The following is a 15,260-nucleotide window of genomic DNA, read 5'->3' on the forward strand; positions in this document are numbered from 1 at the left end:
CATCCTCGGCATCGATGCCGGCGAGGGCGTAGTGGACGAAGGTGACGGAGTCGAAGTCACTGACTCCGGTGGCCTGGCGGTGGTGGTTCACCGCGTGGCGAACGTGGTCGTCCTTGCGATCGGCGATCATCGTGGGTCCCCTTCGACAAGGTGGGTTCGCAGGGGCAGCGGGCGGATTCCGGCGGTGATCCAGCGCCCGGTGAGCTCGGCGATCGCCGCGGGCCGGGTGCGTTCGATGAGCGCGATACCGCAGTCACCACCACCGGCGCCCGAGGGCTTCGCCGCCGCACCCACCGCGGCGCCCGCGTCGCACAGTGCGTGCAGACGCGGTGTCATGATGCCCAGGCCCGACGTCGCGTCGAGATCGACGAGCAGTGTTCGCGCGCTGTCGATTTCGACTCGCACGGCGCGGGAGTCATCGGCTTCGATGGCGGCGACCAGCCGTTCGACACACTCGTTGCTGTGCGCCCGGAAGGTGCTGCGGTCGCCGTCGAGGCCGGCGACCAGCGCCGGTGTGGAGGCCGGGTTCCCGGTCCAGCCGACCTGCAGGGTGAGCTCGGTCGGGGTGGGCAGCGGGCGCACCGACAGGCCCGGCCACGGGGAACGCAGGGTCGCGTCGACGCCGTCGCGGGCGAGCGAGGCCGCCACCTGCGCGCGGTCCGGGGATCGATAGGCGAGCCAGCCGCCCCAGGTGCTCACGGCGACATCGCCGCCCGAAGCGCGCGGATTGACCGCGATCGTGGCGAGCATGGCCAGCCGGTACCGGTCCATGGGATCGAGCCCGAGGGCGAAGTGCTGCCCGAGGGCGGCGACGGTGGCCACCGTGACGGCCGCGCTGGACCCCAAGCCGAACTTGCGACCATCGGCGTCGCCGAGGTCGGCGGTGACGCTCAGCCGGAAGTCGGAGACGGGGACGCCCCGTTCCAGGAGCAGCCGGTGAACCAGCGAAACGGCCGCGAAGACATAGGAAAATGCCGCTGGTACACCAGCATCGGAGATCGGTGCCAATTCGTCACCGTGACGCCCACACGACAGCGTGACACCGCCGTCCAGATCCGAGTGCACGGTGATGCCGTCGCCTGGATCCGCCGCCGTGACCGTGGCGGTCGCGTAGCGGTCGACCGCCGTGAGCACCGCGAGGTGTCCCGGCTCGACCACGGCGTATTCACCGGCGATGAAGAGCTTGCCCGGTGCGCGACAACTGGTCATCGATCGCCACCCGCCGCCGGTGCACCGGCCGTGGTCAGCGACGCACCGGGACCGATGTGCGCGATCCGGGTGGTGACGAAGTCGCCGAGACCGTCCAGGGTGGCATCGACCAGTGGCGCGTCCGCACGCGAGCACAACACTTTGACGTTCGGACCCGCGTCGATCGTGGCGTAGGCCATGATCCCGTCGGCGCGCAGCGCGAGGACCGCGTCGAGGATGGCGATCGAATGCGGTGACAGGTACCGGATTCCGGGTCGAGCGGTGAGCATGGTGGCGTGCATGCCGAGGGCGTTGCGCTCGGCGATCTCCCCGATCGCGGGAAGGTCCTGTCGTGCAATGGCTTTGCGCATCTCCGCCAGATCGAGCACCGACGAATCGGCCCACGGCCGATAGAACGGCGAGGTGGCGGTTGTCTCGCGCATGGCGACCCGGCTCGAGACGGCCTTCGCGCCCTGGTTCACCACGGCGACCACCAGAGCCGGATCCAGCTCGTCGCCGCCGATCGGCTCCGCGAACGAACTCAGGTCCCCCGCTTCGCCTTCGCCGTCACCGGCGTGCCAGACGACGAATCCACCGAAGATGGAGCGCGAGGCGGAGCCGGAGCCGCGCCGGGCCAGTCGCGACAGGGCGCGACCGTCGAGGTCGAGCTCATAGGCGGCCGCGGCAGCGGTGGCCAGGGCCGCGAAGCCGCTCGCCGAGGAGGCCAGACCGGCGCCGGTGGGCCCGGCGTTGGACGTCACCACCATCGCACGGTCGGCACGACCGGCCTTGGCGCGCACCAGATCCAGGAACGTCTCGATGCGGGTACGCGCGGCTCCGGTGGCCGCGACACCGTTGAACTCGACGACATCGGCCGGTCCCTCGATCACCCGCACCGATGTGGTGGTCGGGAAGATGTCGAGGGTCATCGACAGGCTGCCCGTGACGGGCAGGAACAGGGCTTCGTCCCGCTTGCCCCAGTACTTCACCAGGGCGATGTTCGGGTACGCGACCGACTCGGCGGACGGCCCGGTCACGGTGCCGCGCTCGGCGACCGCGGGTGATGCGGGAGTGAAAGTCATGGATTGACACCGTGTTCCGAGGTCGAGACGGATAGGGACTCCGCGCCTGAACGCAGGCTGCGGGTGGGGACCGTCCAGGTCTGTACCGCGCCTGCGCGGCGCAACGCGGCGCTGACCGTGCGCGCGTCACCGGTCTCGGTGAGCGCGAGGACGCAGCCGCCGAGACCGGCGCCGGTGAGCTTGGCGCCGTACGCGCCCGCCTCCAGCGCCGCGGCGACCAGTGTGTCGATATGCGGGGTGCTCACGCCGAGTTCGGCGAGCAGGTCCTGGAAGTCGAGCATCGCCCGGCCCAGCGACGCGGCGTCGCCCGCCGCGAGATCGGCCGCGGCGCCGCCGATCAGCTCGCCGGCCCTGGTCAGCACGCGGCGCGCGGACCGCGGGTCCCGGTCGAGCGTGCGGCGCACCCCGGCGACCGCGTGCTGGGTGGACCCGGGCACCCCGGTATCGGCGATCACCAGCGCGGCGTCGAGACCGATATCGAGTGCGGTGGCGGTGCCCTCGCGGAACAGGATCGGGCCGTCGGCCAGCACCGCGCTCGCATCGATGCCGCTGGCTCTGCCGTGCGCGACCTGTTCACCACACTGCACGAATTCGTAGAGCGTGGCGGCGTCGACGGTTCGGCCGTGCAGGTCGGCGACGGCACGCACGGCCGCGCCGGCGCACGCCGCGCTCGAGCCGAGCCCGCGAGCGAGCGGAATGTCGCACTCCATCACCACATCGGCGATATGGCCGGTCAGGCCCCAGCGCCGCAACGCCTCCTCGACCGCTACGCGCGGTCCGGACAACGTGTTCTCCGCGGTATTCGGGTTGCCCGCGACGAACCCGAAGTGCCCTTCGGGAACCTCGACGATGCCGCCGGGGGTGCCGGGACGGGCGACCGCCCGCACCGACAGGGTGGGCAGCGGAAACGCGATGGCGGGCGTCCCGTGCACCACGGTGTGCTCACCCAGCAGGATCGCCTTGGCGTGGGCTCGGCCCACGCCACGGACCGGGCCGGTCGCTGTGGAGCTGTGTTCAGTACGTTCTCGAACGGGACTGTTCACGACGATTCCTCTCCAGACTCGGCCCGGCCGTGCCGGTTACCGAGACGATCGGCCGAAAATGGCGCGCACGGACGGGAAGAACGCGGGCACCTGCGCGGCGTACGCGCGATAGGACGCACCGAAACGAGCGATGAGATCGCGCTCCTCCAGGTAGGTTCCGAGCAGGATGTACCCGGTCAGCCCGAGCGCCCACACCAGGTGTCCGACGGTGAACTCACTGGCGAACCAGAACGACACCAGCAGACCGGTCATCAGCGGATGACGAACCAGCTTGTAGACGCCGTTCACCTGCAGACGGTCGACCGTCGCGTCCGGTACCTGGATCACGTACTGGCGGTAGGCCTGACTGATGCCGAGCAGGTGGAAGTGGTTCAGCAGCAGGGTAGCCGCGTAGACCAGCACGAAGCCGATCCAGAACCCGGTGTCGAGCACCACCGCGAGCGCGCCGTCGGCCGACCACAGCACGTGCGGCACCGGCTGCCACGCCAGCATGATCACCCACATCACCAGGCACACGCCGATGATGTAGACGGTGCGCTCGAGCGCCTCGGGCACCCAGCGGGTGATGAACGCCTTGAACGAGGGCCGGGCCATGCCCGAGTGCTGCAGCGCGAACAGCGCGAGCAGCACCAGGTCGATCGCGATCGCGGGGACCGCGGACAGGTGCGGTCCCTTGTCCACCGTCTTGGGCAGCCACCAGCCGCCGGCGAACAGCAGCATCAGCGGCACCGTGATGCCGGCGAAACCGTAGACGGCGAAGGAGAACAGGAACGGGACGAGCCGCGAGGGGCTCGTCACCACGCCCCGAACCTGTTGCGGTGACATCAGATCCATGCGAACCACGGCAGGTAGCGTGAGCGAACGGTGCCCGCTTCCAGACGCGACTCCAGGCGCGCCTTCCACTTGTTGCCGTACCCCTCGTTGAGGAAGCCGCCGGGCACGACCAGACGCCAACCCGACTGCGCCACCATCCAATACGGCACGATGACGCCGGGGTTCACGTCACGCATGTAGTCGAGCTTGTCGGGGATCTGGCTCCAGTGGATGCCGGGGTAGCGGTGGTGCACGCTGTGGTAGCCCTGGTTGAAGATCAGGAAGTTGAGGATGTTGCCCGCGTTGTTCAGCGACGTGCTCGGCTCATCGGTGAATCCGCGTGCGGGAGCGTGGCTCAGCCAGGCGAAGTAGCCGGCGTTGACCTGGGTGATCAGGAACGGCACCCAGTAGAACAGCACGAACTTCTCGAAGCCCGCGACGTACCAGACAGAGCCGATCACGAGGGTGTACACCGCGAGATCGAAGATGAACTGGTGACGCGTCTTACGACGGCGCGGCGCCGGGTTCGCGGCGAACACCGTCCGCACCGTGTGGATCTTGACGACCATGCCGTAGCGGACCCAGTACCAGAGGGCGCCGATGCCCTTGTCCAGGCCGGTGGTCGCGGTGACATCGCCCGGGCCGTCGTTGAACCGGTGATGGTTGAGGACGTGCACCTCGCGCATCTCGGCCGCGGTCAGGTTGCCGGGCAGGCAGCACAGGATGTCGACCACCCGGTTGGGGAACTTGGACACGAACAGCGGGCGATGGGTGTGCATGTGCATCACGCCGATGGTCAGCGAGAGGTTCAGCAGCGAGAGCACGATGATCAGCGGTACCGCGATGTACCAGGTGGAGGTGCCGGGGATGAACAGCGCGGCTGCGGTCATGCCGATCCACAACGCGATGTGGAGCAGCGGGCCGACGTTGGATGCGTGCTCGAGTTTGAACACGCGCCGGCTGAACGGCGGTTTCTCTGTGGGCGCGACGGGCGTTCCGGTGCTCATGGGAGAGCTCCTTCGCTAGTAGTGACGATCATCGAGGAGGTGTTCCTCGACTACTGGTGGCTGCTGTTGTCGAGAGCGGCGAGCTGCAGCCGTGTGGCCAGCGCCCGGATCGCGTCGGGTTCGTGGCTCGGCACCCGCTCCATGGCACCGAAGGCCAGGTGATCGGCGATCATCATGGTGCGGATCGCCGAGTCGGAGAGTTCGCCGGTCAGGCGGCCTTCGGGCAGGGTTTGCACCAGCGCGAAGGTGGTGTCGACGATCAGCGGCATCAACGAGGTTTCCGTCGAAGCCAGGTCGCCCGCACCGAGCACCTGCGAGGCCGACGCCGAGCCGGTGGTGAAATCCGGTGAGGCGTCGAGCATCTGATGGATCGCGGCGTCGCCACTGCGGCGCACACGCTCGAGCATCGTGGTCCAGTAGGTGGACGAGGCGGCGGCCAGCGTGGCCGCGGCGACCGGGCGCCGGAAAGGTGCGGGCGCCCCGACCGCGCCACACAGGAACGCCGAGGTCGTGATCGTCATGTACGCCATCGCCGCCCGCGCGCCCAGGCTCGGTGTGCCGGGACCGAGCTTGGCCAGCAGCGCGAAGCCGCCGAGGGCGGGGGTGAGCTGGCGCAGCATCACCATCCGGGTGAGTTCCTCACGGTCGGCGGCGCCGTAGATCGCGAGTTCGTTGTCGCGCAGGTCGTTGGCCGACTGGGCGATCACGGCGACACAACCGGTCAGTTCCCGCAGATCCGCTTCGGGCAGCACATCTTCGGCGACCAGGGCGCAGGCGTAGTGGGTGATACGGCCGAGCACGCCTTCGCTGTAGGCGACGCGGGTCAGCGGTGCGTCGATATTGCGCGCCATGACCCGGCCCACATCGGTGAGCACCAGCCCGACCCGCTCGCGACCCTGCTCGGACAACGCCGCGAGCAGCGCCCTGATGTCGGCGATGCGCTCGGCGAGTACCCGGTCGACGGCTTCGCTGTCGCGGATCTTGCCCTCGAGCGCGGGCAGCGGCGGTGGGAGGGTGTCGCTCGCGCCGTTGAGGTAATCCACTGCCGCCAGCACGGCGCCGCTGGCTACCGCGCGATCGCTGAGGTCTTCGAAAGCGTCGAGCACACGACAGGCGAGCAGCGCTGCGGTGGCCTCGTCGCGCAAGGTCGCAGGCAGCAGACCGACGGCGATGCCCAGGTTGCGGCCCGCGGGGATCAGCGCGAGCGCGGCCAGTTCCTGCGGTGACCGCGCGGCGCGCAGTGCGCCCAGATCCGGTGCGCGGCGTAGGTTGCGCAGTCCGCGGATCAGGAGGGGAAGTCGTGCTGAGCTCATCGGGAGATCACCTGCTCGAGAAGTTCGCGCAGGTCGTCGCGCGCGAGGGAAGGGGGAAAGACGTCGAGTGCGCGGGTGGCCTTCTCGGTGGCGTCCATCGCGACCAGGCGGGCCGCTTTGGTGGCACCGCTCTCGACCAGGTCTTCCTGCAGGGTCGCGCTGGAAATCTCTGCGTCCAGCCACATTTCGCGGGCGCCGGGCCGCGAGCCGAGCCATTCGATGACCGGCCAGGTCGGCACCCGGCGTTCGAGGTCACCGCCGGCGTCCTTGCCCAGGCCCGGTCCGCCCTCGATGTCGCGGACGTCGTCCATGATCTGGAAGGCGAGCGCGAGCTGGTCGGCGTACTCCATCAGGGCGTAGAGCCGGTCGAGATCGACCCCGCCCGCGGTGCCGCCGTACGCGCACGACAGCCGGAACAGGGTGCCGGTCTTGGCCCCTGCCACGAGTTCGTAGTGGCGGCGCAGCGCGACCTCGTCGATCGAGGGCGGCAGGGTCTCGATGAGCTGACCGTAGGACAGGTCGGAGAGCCGGTCGGCGTAGGTGATGCCGGGCGCCTCACCGACCCGCGCGAAGACCTCGGGGTTGTCGGTCAGCACGCGGGCGACGACCTGCATCGATGCGCCGGCCAGGTGGAATCCGGCGCGGGCACTGGTGCGCACGCCGAACGCGGCGGGCACCGACGGTGCGTCGCGGCGCAGCAGCGATCCGTCGCAGATGTCGTCGTGGACCAGCGAGGATTCGTGCAGCATCTCCATCGCGCAGGCCAGGTCGACGGCGTCGCCCAGCGGGGCAGCGGTGTCGGCGGCATCGGGGAGCAACCCGGCGCAGGCCAGGACCAACCGGGCCCGCACCCGTTTGCCGGGAGCGGCCAGGATGTGGGTGTAGATCGCGTCGAAATCCTCACCGGTGATGAGCAGTTCCCGCAGTCGTGCGGTGACCAGCGCCAGCTGCTCGGTCGGTCCGGCCGGTCTGGGCATGACCACCACTTGGTCGCCCGAGTGCTGGTCACCCGAGTGCTGTGCTGCGGGTAGCGCGGGATTATCCATAGCGCTGAGCTCCTTTGGTGTGGTCACGATGCGGAGAGGTTCACCGGCGACTGCCGGACAGGGGTTTATGGAGTTTCCGGCGGGGCAGTCGTAGGGAGTCACCTCTCGCAGCCGACGGGGTCGAGCGTCCCGTTCGCTGGCTACCGACGGGTAGTTTTGTAGAGGAAGCTCGAGATGTCAAGCATTCCAACATGTTCCAAGTTTGAAACCTACAATTGTGCTGTACCACAATGGTTTACGGATACTTCAGGCGGGGAACACAGCAGCGACAGCTGATTGCCGGTTCCAGGTGTGCGGCGTAATCGCCTGCACTACAACGGCTTTCGCGTCATCGCGATAATCCGGGGGCGAACTCATGAGTCGCGGAACTGCCCGGGGTAGACACCTCGGGAGTCATCCGGCGATGCGTGGGGGCGACCGCGATACGGTCGGGTCGGCGCTCGCAACGTCAATGTTGTTGGCACACACACGATTCGGGACCAGAGTGACACGAACTGTCCGTCCGTCAACAACTCCGGTGACTGGGACAGCCCTGTGTGAACCATACAATCCGATTCGCGTTACCGCGAGCCGAGGCGCGATCGGGAACCGACCCGAAGGCCCGCGGCGATCCGATATCACGCCCTCAGTAACGATGAAACCTGGTGCAGCACTGTTAGTTTCGCTAGCAACGCAGCGGACAGCGAAGCGGCCGAGTGAAAAGCCGCGACCGGGTTCGGTCAGCGGGCGGCGGTGCTGCCCAGGCTGCCGAGGACCAGGAGGTTCGGCGCCGGGTAGTCGACGGACGGGGACGGAGCCGTGGAACGGGCAGGGGGGCGCATGATCGTGCAGCGACGGGCCAGGACGGTGCCACAGGCGTGAACGGTGGCGGTGATCAGGTCCTCGGCCAGCGGCAGGTCGTCTTCGCGATAGGCGTAGACCGAGAAGCGCACCGTGCGACATTCGCTGTTCGGGTCGGCCTGCTGAACCGCTTCGGCGGGGCAGCTCGACAGGAGCATGATCGCGGCGGCCAGGTCCGCACAGGGATCACCACCGACCAGCGAGCCGGCGGCGAAGGCAGCGAAAAGTGTGCGCAGGCAAGGCTGTTCGGGTCTCTGCTGGGAGTCCTGGATCTGCGACCAGCGGCGCAAGGCCGGATGGTCGGCGATGTCGGCCCTGCCCTGCCATCGCCGGCGCGCGCAGTCGAGCAGCCGGGCGGACGTCGAGTCCCACACGTGGGGCGCCTCGATCCGGGCGACGATCCGCAGTAGGCGGCATTCGTCGGCAGCGGTGGCCACGGGCGGTTCGATGAGCGGCGCCGTCGCCTGTCGGTGCGTCTGCATTGTCGACCTCCTACCGCACGAGAGAAGAACCGAACGGGCGCTGCGCGGCGGCGGAACCACGCCGCCACGCCAGGCGGAACGCCCACGCCGAGGCCAGCACCGACATGACGACGACGGTCGCGATCACCCCGAAGACCACCCCACCGGACCACCCGACACCGTCGTATCGCGCGATCAACGCCGACGCGAGAATCGGACCCGCCGTGATGAACACGGGAATCAGCAAGATCAACCCGAGGGTCACCAGGCTCGACGGCGTCATCACTGTTTTCGCTGCGGAGAAATCACGTCGAGAGATCATGGTGTGCGGCCCCGACGGCTGCGTGACTGTAGCCATTTCCGCCCTCTCCGTTACCTGAATGGAACCCAGCGAAACTATCGAGTCCCAAACGTACAGCCCCGATCCGGCCAACCGCGTACTTCGTCACGAAACAGTGATAACTCGAAACTGAACCAAATCCGTCCAGCAGACATAACCCCAGCTCAGACAGCATTTAATCGGTAGCCATCAATTTGCTGTTCCTGTTTATCATTCAGATCGGATAACAATTTCAGGGGGCGACCATGCACACGTCAGCCTTCTCGATGAGCATGTCTTCGATCCCGTCCGAAAAGGAAACAGTTCGACAATCCGCCTGATCAAAATCTCGTCGCGCAATTGCCAAGCGGCGACAGCTGTTTCGAGTCGGGAACATTGTTCGGCGCGCACGACGCGGAGTCAGCCCGGTTCGCTACCGAAGCCGCCTTCCAGCCGATTGCGCGAACCCGGATGCACGAGCCGTGCCACGCTGACCAACCCGCCCGACGACCAGGTGCGGCGCCGGATGAGCAGGCACGGCTCGTCGGCGTCGATGCCGAGCAGCACACACTCCTCGCGGGCGGCCCGCACCGCCTCGACGACATGCTCGCCGCGCAGCAGCGGCGCGACCTCACTGAGGTAGCTGTTCGGGGTGACGGTGGTGAAGTCCTGGGCGAGGTAGTCGGGGGCCTGCGCCGGGTTGACGTAGCGGTCCTCGAGCTGGATCGGCACGCCGTCCTCCAAGTGCACCAGCAGCGAGTGGAATACCGTGCCGCCCATGGCATTCGCCATTTCCGCGTCGCCGGGCACCTCGGACCGCACGAACACCACCTCGGTGCGATGACGATGCCCGCGACCGGTGATCTCGTCGGCGATATTGCGGACCTCGAACAGCGGTGAGGTGGCCTTGCTCGCCGCGACGAAGGTTCCCACACCCATCACCCGGGTGAGCGCGCCGTCGGCGGTCAGGTCACGCAGGGCGCGATTGATCGTCATCCGGGACAGCCCGAGCGCGGCGACGAACTGGTTCTCCGAGGGGATCTGCTCCCCCGCGTTCCACCGGCGCGCTTTGATCTGCGCCATGATCAGCTGCTTGACCCGTTCATACGCCGCGAATTCGCTACCGAGCTCGCCGTAGAGCGCGGCCAGCTCCGCATCGACCACCTCGATCGCCACCACCGAACATCTCCTCGCCTCGCCCAGAGAATACGTTGCGCTCGAACCTCGTCGGCACTTGTATATACAGGACTATACTGCCCTCATGACCGACGCGACACCGCCTGTCTCCGGCCCTCGTCCCGTGTCCGCTCCGCGCGGCACCGAGTTGCACACCCTCGGTTGGCAGCAGGAGGGTGCCTTGCGGATGTTGATGAACAATCTCGATCCCGAGGTCGCCGAACGCCCCGATGACCTGGTCGTCTACGGCGGGACCGGGCGAGCGGTGCGCAGTTGGGCGGCATTCGACGCGATCGTGCGAACGCTGGAGACCCTCGCCGCGGACGAGACGTTGCTGGTGCAGTCCGGGAAACCGGTGGGGGTGTTCCGCACCAACGAATGGGCGCCGCGGGTGCTGCTGGCGAATTCGAACCTCGTCGGCGACTGGGCCACCTGGGACGAGTTCCGCAAGCTCGAGCAGTTGGGGCTGATGATGTACGGGCAGATGACGGCCGGGTCGTGGATCTACATCGGCAGCCAGGGCATTCTGCAGGGCACCTACGAGACCTTCGGTGCGGTGGCACGCAAGCGATTCGGCGGCACCCTCGCCGGCACCATCACCCTCACGGCGGGCGTCGGCGGGATGGGTGGCGCGCAACCGCTCGCGGTGACGATGAACGACGGCGTCGCGCTGTGCGTGGACTGCGATCCGGCGCGTATCGACCGGCGGATCGCGCACGGCTACCTCGATACGAAGGCCGCGACCTTGCGGGAGGCACTGGATCTCGCCGTCGCCGCGCGTGACGAGCGCAGGCCGCTCTCGATCGGCCTGGTCGGCAATGCGGCCGAGGTCTTTCCCGCACTGCTGGCCATGGGCGCACCGATGGACATCGTCACCGATCAGACCTCGGCCCATGATCCGTTGTCCTACTTGCCGATCGGCGTCGCGCTCGAGGACTGGCACACCCTCGCCGAGAAGGATCCGGTCTGGTTCACCACCGAGGCGCAGGCGTCGATGGCCGCGCACGTCGAGGCGATGGTCGGATTCATGGACGCGGGCGCCGAGGTGTTCGACTACGGGAACTCGATTCGCGACGAGGCCCGCAAAGGCGGCTACGACCGGGCTTTCGCCTTTCCCGGCTTCGTTCCCGCCTACCTCCGCCCGCTCTTCGAAGAGGGCCTCGGTCCGTTCCGGTGGGCGGCGCTCTCGGGTGATCCGGCCGATATCGCCGCCACCGACCGCGCGATCCTGGAACTGTTCCCCGGCAACGACCATCTGCGCCGCTGGATCACCCTGGCGGGCGAGAAGGTGAAGTTCGAAGGTCTGCCCGCGCGGATCTGCTGGCTCGGTTACGGCGAACGCCATCGCGCGGGCCTGAAATTCAACGAGATGGTCGCCTCGGGTGAGCTGTCGGCTCCCCTGGCCATCGGCCGCGACCACCTCGACTCCGGCTCGGTGGCCTCCCCCTACCGCGAAACCGAGGCGATGGCCGACGGTTCCGACGCGATCGCGGACTGGCCGCTGCTCAACGCACTGCTCAATACCGCGTCCGGGGCGAGCTGGGTGTCGATCCATCACGGTGGCGGGGTCGGGATGGGCCGTTCGATCCACGCGGGCCAGGTGTGTATCGCCGACGGCACCGAGCTGGCCGCGCGGAAGCTGGAGCGGGTGCTGACCAACGACCCGGGGACCGGGGTGATGCGACACGTCGACGCGGGTTACGAGCACGCGGCCGAGGTGGCTCGTGAACGAGGTGTGCGGATTCCGATGCAGGAGGGCTGACCGACCCGGAAAAAGACGAGAGCCCCGGCATCGCCGGGGCTCTTTCCACTTTCAATATATAGCGTAAACAGGGACTTGCGGCAAGGCCCCGGGGTTGCTGCACAATCATCCGGTCGCACCGGAAAAAGTACAGTTAGGGGCCTATGTCAGCGCACGGGTACGAAGAGGAACGCCGATCCGAGCAAAGCTATGTCGCCGGGTTGTACTCGCGCCTCGATGCCGAGCGGGCACGGGTGAAGGGTCGCTACAGCACGGCGCTGCGCACCAAGGGCGACTCCCCCATGGAGCGCGACAACGAGGTGCGGGCGCTGGGCAAGGAAGTACAGCGCCTCGATGTGGCCGACAACGGACTGTGTTTCGGCCGGCTGGACGCGGCCTCGGGCGAGCGGTCCTACATCGGCCGGATCGGGCTGTTCGACGAGTCGAACGATCTCGAACAGTTGCTCCTGGACTGGCGGGCCCCCGCGGCGCGCGCTTTCTATGTCGCCACCGCGGCCAACCCGGAGGGCATGCGCCGGCGGCGGCAGTTCCACACCCGCGGCCGCCGGGTGGTCGACTTCACCGATGAGGTGCTCGGCCGCCCCGACGGGAGCGAGGGCGGAACCGACGCCGCGCTGCTCGCCGCGGTGGACGCGCCACGCGGGGACGGGATGCGCGATATCGTCGCGACGATCCAGGCCGAACAGGACGAGATCATCCGCCTGGAGCACCCGGGTGTGACCGTGATCGAGGGCGGTCCCGGCACCGGGAAGACCGTGGTGGCGCTCCACCGCGTCGCGTACCTGCTCTACACCCAGCGCAGGCGGATGGAGCGCCAAGGCGTGCTCGTGGTCGGGCCCAATCCGGCCTTCCTGAACCACATCGCCCATGTACTGCCCTCGCTCGGCGAGACGAATGTCGTGTTCGCCACCACCGCCGACCTCGTGCCCGGTCTGCGCGCGACGGCGGAGGACACCCCCGAGGCGGCCCGGCACAAGGGTTCGCTGCGAATCCTCGACGTCCTCGCCGCGACGATCGCGGATCGCCAGCGACTGCCCGAAGCGCCGCTGACGATCGCGCTGACCGATGTGACGGTGCGGATCGATGCCGCGACCGCGGAGTGGGCCAGGCAGGAGGCGAGGGAGAGCGGGCGCCCGCACAACGAGGCGCGCGCGGTGTTCACCGAGATCATCACCTACGTTCTCACCGAGCGCGCGATCGCCCGGATCGGCGAGGGCTGGCTGACTCGCGACGACACCGAGGCATGGGAACAACTGCGCGCCGACCTGGTCCGCGAGCTCGCCGACAACGACGAGTTCACCGCGGCGCTGGATCAGTGCTGGCCGATCCTGAAACCGGAAGCCGTGCTGTCCCAGCTGTATTCGTCACACGATCGGCTGCGGGCAGCAGGCGCGGACGCGGCGCTGTGGCGGGCCGACGGTGGCGCGTGGACGGTCTCGGACGTGCCGCTGCTCGACGAACTCGTCGACCTGCTCGGCCGCGACACAGCCGCCGACGACTCGGCCGAGCGAGAGCGCAAGGCCGAGGCCGAGTACGCGGCCGGCGTGCTGGACACCCTCATCAGCCGCGAAGACCTGATGGACGACGAGGACCACCTGCTCGCCCAGGACATGCTCTACGGCGAAGACCTGGCCGAACGCTTCCTCGAACGCGACACCCGCGAACTCGCCGAACGTGCCGCGGCCGACCGGGAGTGGACCTACGGACACGTGGTGGTCGACGAGGCCCAGGAGTTGTCGGAGATGGACTGGCGGGTGCTGATGCGGCGGTGCCCGAGCCGCTCCTTCACGATCGTCGGCGATCTCGCGCAGCGCCGGTCGGCGGCGGGCGCGAGGTCCTGGGCCACGATGATGGAGCCCTACGTCCCCGGCCGCTGGATCTATCGTGCCCTCACGGTGAACTACCGCACCCCCGCCGAGATCATGGCCGTGGCCGCCGATGTGCTCGCCGAGTTCGCGCCCGATGTCCGCCCGCCGGACTCGGTGCGAGCCTGCGGTGTCGCACCCTGGTCGCATCGGGTCACCGACCACGAATTGCCCACCGCGATCGAGGAATTCGTGCGGGCTGAGGCGGGCCGCGAGGGAACGAGCATCGTGATCGGGCCACCCGGGGTACCCGGCACGGTGCCCGCATCGGAGACGAAGGGCCTCGAGTTCGACGCGGTGCTGGTCGTGGATCCGCAGCGTATCCTCGCCGACGGCCCCCGCGGCGCCGCCGAACTCTACGTCGCCCTCACCCGCGCCACCCAACGCCTCGGCGTCCTGCACCAGACCTCGCTGCCCGAGTCGCTGCGCGGGCTCACCGAGATCGAACCGGCACAGCAGCTGCAGGCGTAGCGATGTCACTCACGCGATCGCCGACTGCGGCAATCGCCTTCGCCGTCGGCCCGCGTGGGGCCGATCGCAGGTCAGCGGCAACAGCGACGATGCCATCGGGCGGATCAGTGCAGGCGAGACAGCGGTCCCCGGCCGGGGTTTCGCTCGCGCGTACCCCGCTCAGCCGAGCGGACCGGTCACCGATTCGGCGGCGGCGAGCAGCGCGCCGGATGCCGCGAGGCGGACCGCTGCCTCGATGTCCGGGGCGAGGTAGCGGTCGGGCCCCGGGCCGGGGACTCGGTCGCGCAGCGCGGTCAGTACGGCAGCGGTCGCGGGCGCCGGGGTCAGCGGGGCGCGGAGGTCGAGGCCGCGGGCCGCGGTGAGGGCTTCGATGGCCAGGACTCGGGTGAGGCCGTCGAGGGCGCGGCGGAGTTTGCGGGCGGCGGACCAGCCCATCGAGACGTGGTCCTCCTGCATCGCCGAGGAGGGGATCGAGTCGACCGAGGCAGGCGCGGCCAGGCGTTTGAGGTCGGAGACGATGGCGGCCTGGGTGTACTGGGCGATCATGTGACCGCTGTCGACGCCGGGATCGTCGGCCAGGAACGGGGTAAGGCCGTGGTTGCGGGCTTTGTCGAGGAAGCGGTCGGTGCGGCGTTCGCTCATCGAGGCGACGTCGGCGATCACGATGGCCAGGAAGTCCAGCACATAGGCGACGGGGGCGCCGTGGAAATTGCCGTTGGACTCGACCCGGCCGTCGAGGGTGACGACGGGGTTGTCCACGGCACTGGCCAATTCGTGGCCGGCGATGCGTTCGGCGTGGTCGAGGGTGTCGCGGGCGGCGCCGGCGACCTGGGGTGCGCAGCGCAGCGAGTAGGCATCCTGGACGACGGTGCAG

13 protein-coding genes are annotated in these 15,260 nt (G+C 68.5%); 2 read left to right on the plus strand and 11 right to left on the minus strand.

What is annotated here, in order from left to right:
* Positions 1–126: 126 nt before the first annotated feature.
* The 10 genes from ACFWF3_RS04910 to hutC all read right to left on the minus strand — a co-directional run bounded on the left by ACFWF3_RS04910 (position 127) and on the right by hutC (position 10,291).
* Positions 127–1,209: a phosphomevalonate kinase gene (locus tag ACFWF3_RS04910; protein WP_379312471.1), complete on the minus strand. Its 1,083-nt coding sequence runs from the start codon at positions 1,207–1,209 to the stop codon at positions 127–129.
* On the minus strand, positions 1,206–2,270 hold the full coding sequence (gene mvaD / locus ACFWF3_RS04915; protein WP_379312472.1) for a diphosphomevalonate decarboxylase: 1,065 nt from the start codon (positions 2,268–2,270) through the stop codon (positions 1,206–1,208). Before mvaD ends, ACFWF3_RS04910 begins: the two co-directional genes overlap by 4 nt.
* Positions 2,267–3,313, minus strand: coding sequence for a mevalonate kinase (gene mvk / locus ACFWF3_RS04920; protein WP_379312473.1), 1,047 nt, complete (start codon positions 3,311–3,313; stop codon positions 2,267–2,269). Before mvk ends, mvaD begins: the two co-directional genes overlap by 4 nt.
* A 36-nt stretch (positions 3,314–3,349) precedes the next feature.
* Positions 3,350–4,147, minus strand: coding sequence for a methyltransferase family protein (locus ACFWF3_RS04925; RefSeq protein ID WP_378627342.1), 798 nt, complete (start codon positions 4,145–4,147; stop codon positions 3,350–3,352).
* Positions 4,138–5,133 (minus strand): fatty acid desaturase, encoded by a 996-nt coding sequence (locus ACFWF3_RS04930; RefSeq protein WP_378988261.1) that lies wholly within the window; start codon positions 5,131–5,133, stop codon positions 4,138–4,140. The genes ACFWF3_RS04925 and ACFWF3_RS04930 overlap by 10 nt, the downstream gene beginning before the upstream one ends.
* Positions 5,134–5,183: 50 nt before the next feature.
* Entirely contained in the window at positions 5,184–6,446 is a 1,263-nt protein-coding gene (locus tag ACFWF3_RS04935; RefSeq protein ID WP_378988264.1) for a hypothetical protein, read from the minus strand.
* A complete protein-coding gene (locus ACFWF3_RS04940; RefSeq protein ID WP_378656323.1) occupies positions 6,443–7,492 on the minus strand; it encodes a polyprenyl synthetase family protein in 1,050 nt (349 codons plus the stop codon). The genes ACFWF3_RS04935 and ACFWF3_RS04940 overlap by 4 nt, the downstream gene beginning before the upstream one ends.
* A gap of 719 nt (positions 7,493–8,211) precedes the next feature.
* Entirely contained in the window at positions 8,212–8,814 is a 603-nt protein-coding gene (locus ACFWF3_RS04945) for a hypothetical protein (protein ID WP_379312474.1), read from the minus strand.
* A 10-nt stretch (positions 8,815–8,824) separates the two neighbouring features.
* Positions 8,825–9,151, minus strand: coding sequence for a hypothetical protein (locus ACFWF3_RS04950; protein ID WP_378988270.1), 327 nt, complete (start codon positions 9,149–9,151; stop codon positions 8,825–8,827).
* A gap of 381 nt (positions 9,152–9,532) precedes the next feature.
* The gene (gene hutC / locus ACFWF3_RS04955; protein ID WP_379312476.1) at positions 9,533–10,291 is read right to left on the minus strand and encodes a histidine utilization repressor; all 759 of its coding nucleotides are present in this window, start codon (positions 10,289–10,291) and stop codon (positions 9,533–9,535) included.
* Between the two features lie 82 nt (positions 10,292–10,373).
* Here hutC and hutU point away from each other — a divergent pair, with 82 nt between their 5' ends.
* Entirely contained in the window at positions 10,374–12,050 is a 1,677-nt protein-coding gene (hutU, locus tag ACFWF3_RS04960; protein ID WP_379312477.1) for a urocanate hydratase, read from the plus strand.
* Between the two features lie 143 nt (positions 12,051–12,193).
* On the plus strand, positions 12,194–14,386 hold the full coding sequence (helR, locus tag ACFWF3_RS04965) for an RNA polymerase recycling motor ATPase HelR (RefSeq protein ID WP_379312478.1): 2,193 nt from the start codon (positions 12,194–12,196) through the stop codon (positions 14,384–14,386).
* Between the two features lie 159 nt (positions 14,387–14,545).
* On the opposite strand, the gene ACFWF3_RS04970 is transcribed toward helR, so the two are convergent.
* Positions 14,546–15,260: aromatic amino acid lyase (locus tag ACFWF3_RS04970; RefSeq protein WP_379312479.1), on the minus strand; the 715-nt coding region annotated here is incomplete at its 5' end.

Origin of the sequence: Nocardia sp. NPDC060220 (assembly GCF_042727815.1) — a bacterium.
In the GTDB taxonomy this organism is placed as follows: Bacteria; Actinomycetota; Actinomycetes; order Mycobacteriales; family Mycobacteriaceae; genus Nocardia.

Excerpts from the sequence above, each read along its gene's own strand:
- ACFWF3_RS04945 (WP_379312474.1), bottom strand. The coding sequence starts at position 8,814 with ATGCAGACGCACCGACAGGCGACGGCGCCGCTCATCGAACCGCCCGTG.
- ACFWF3_RS04930 (WP_378988261.1), bottom strand. The coding sequence starts at position 5,133 with ATGAGCACCGGAACGCCCGTCGCGCCCACAGAGAAACCGCCGTTCAGC.
- ACFWF3_RS04935 (WP_378988264.1), bottom strand. The coding sequence starts at position 6,446 with ATGAGCTCAGCACGACTTCCCCTCCTGATCCGCGGACTGCGCAACCTA.
- ACFWF3_RS04950 (WP_378988270.1), bottom strand. The coding sequence starts at position 9,151 with ATGGCTACAGTCACGCAGCCGTCGGGGCCGCACACCATGATCTCTCGA.
- ACFWF3_RS04910 (WP_379312471.1), bottom strand. The coding sequence starts at position 1,209 with ATGACCAGTTGTCGCGCACCGGGCAAGCTCTTCATCGCCGGTGAATAC.
- mvaD (WP_379312472.1), bottom strand. The coding sequence starts at position 2,270 with ATGACTTTCACTCCCGCATCACCCGCGGTCGCCGAGCGCGGCACCGTG.
- hutU (WP_379312477.1), top strand. The coding sequence starts at position 10,374 with ATGACCGACGCGACACCGCCTGTCTCCGGCCCTCGTCCCGTGTCCGCT.
- ACFWF3_RS04940 (WP_378656323.1), bottom strand. The coding sequence starts at position 7,492 with ATGGATAATCCCGCGCTACCCGCAGCACAGCACTCGGGTGACCAGCAC.
- ACFWF3_RS04925 (WP_378627342.1), bottom strand. The coding sequence starts at position 4,147 with ATGGATCTGATGTCACCGCAACAGGTTCGGGGCGTGGTGACGAGCCCC.
- helR (WP_379312478.1), top strand. The coding sequence starts at position 12,194 with ATGTCAGCGCACGGGTACGAAGAGGAACGCCGATCCGAGCAAAGCTAT.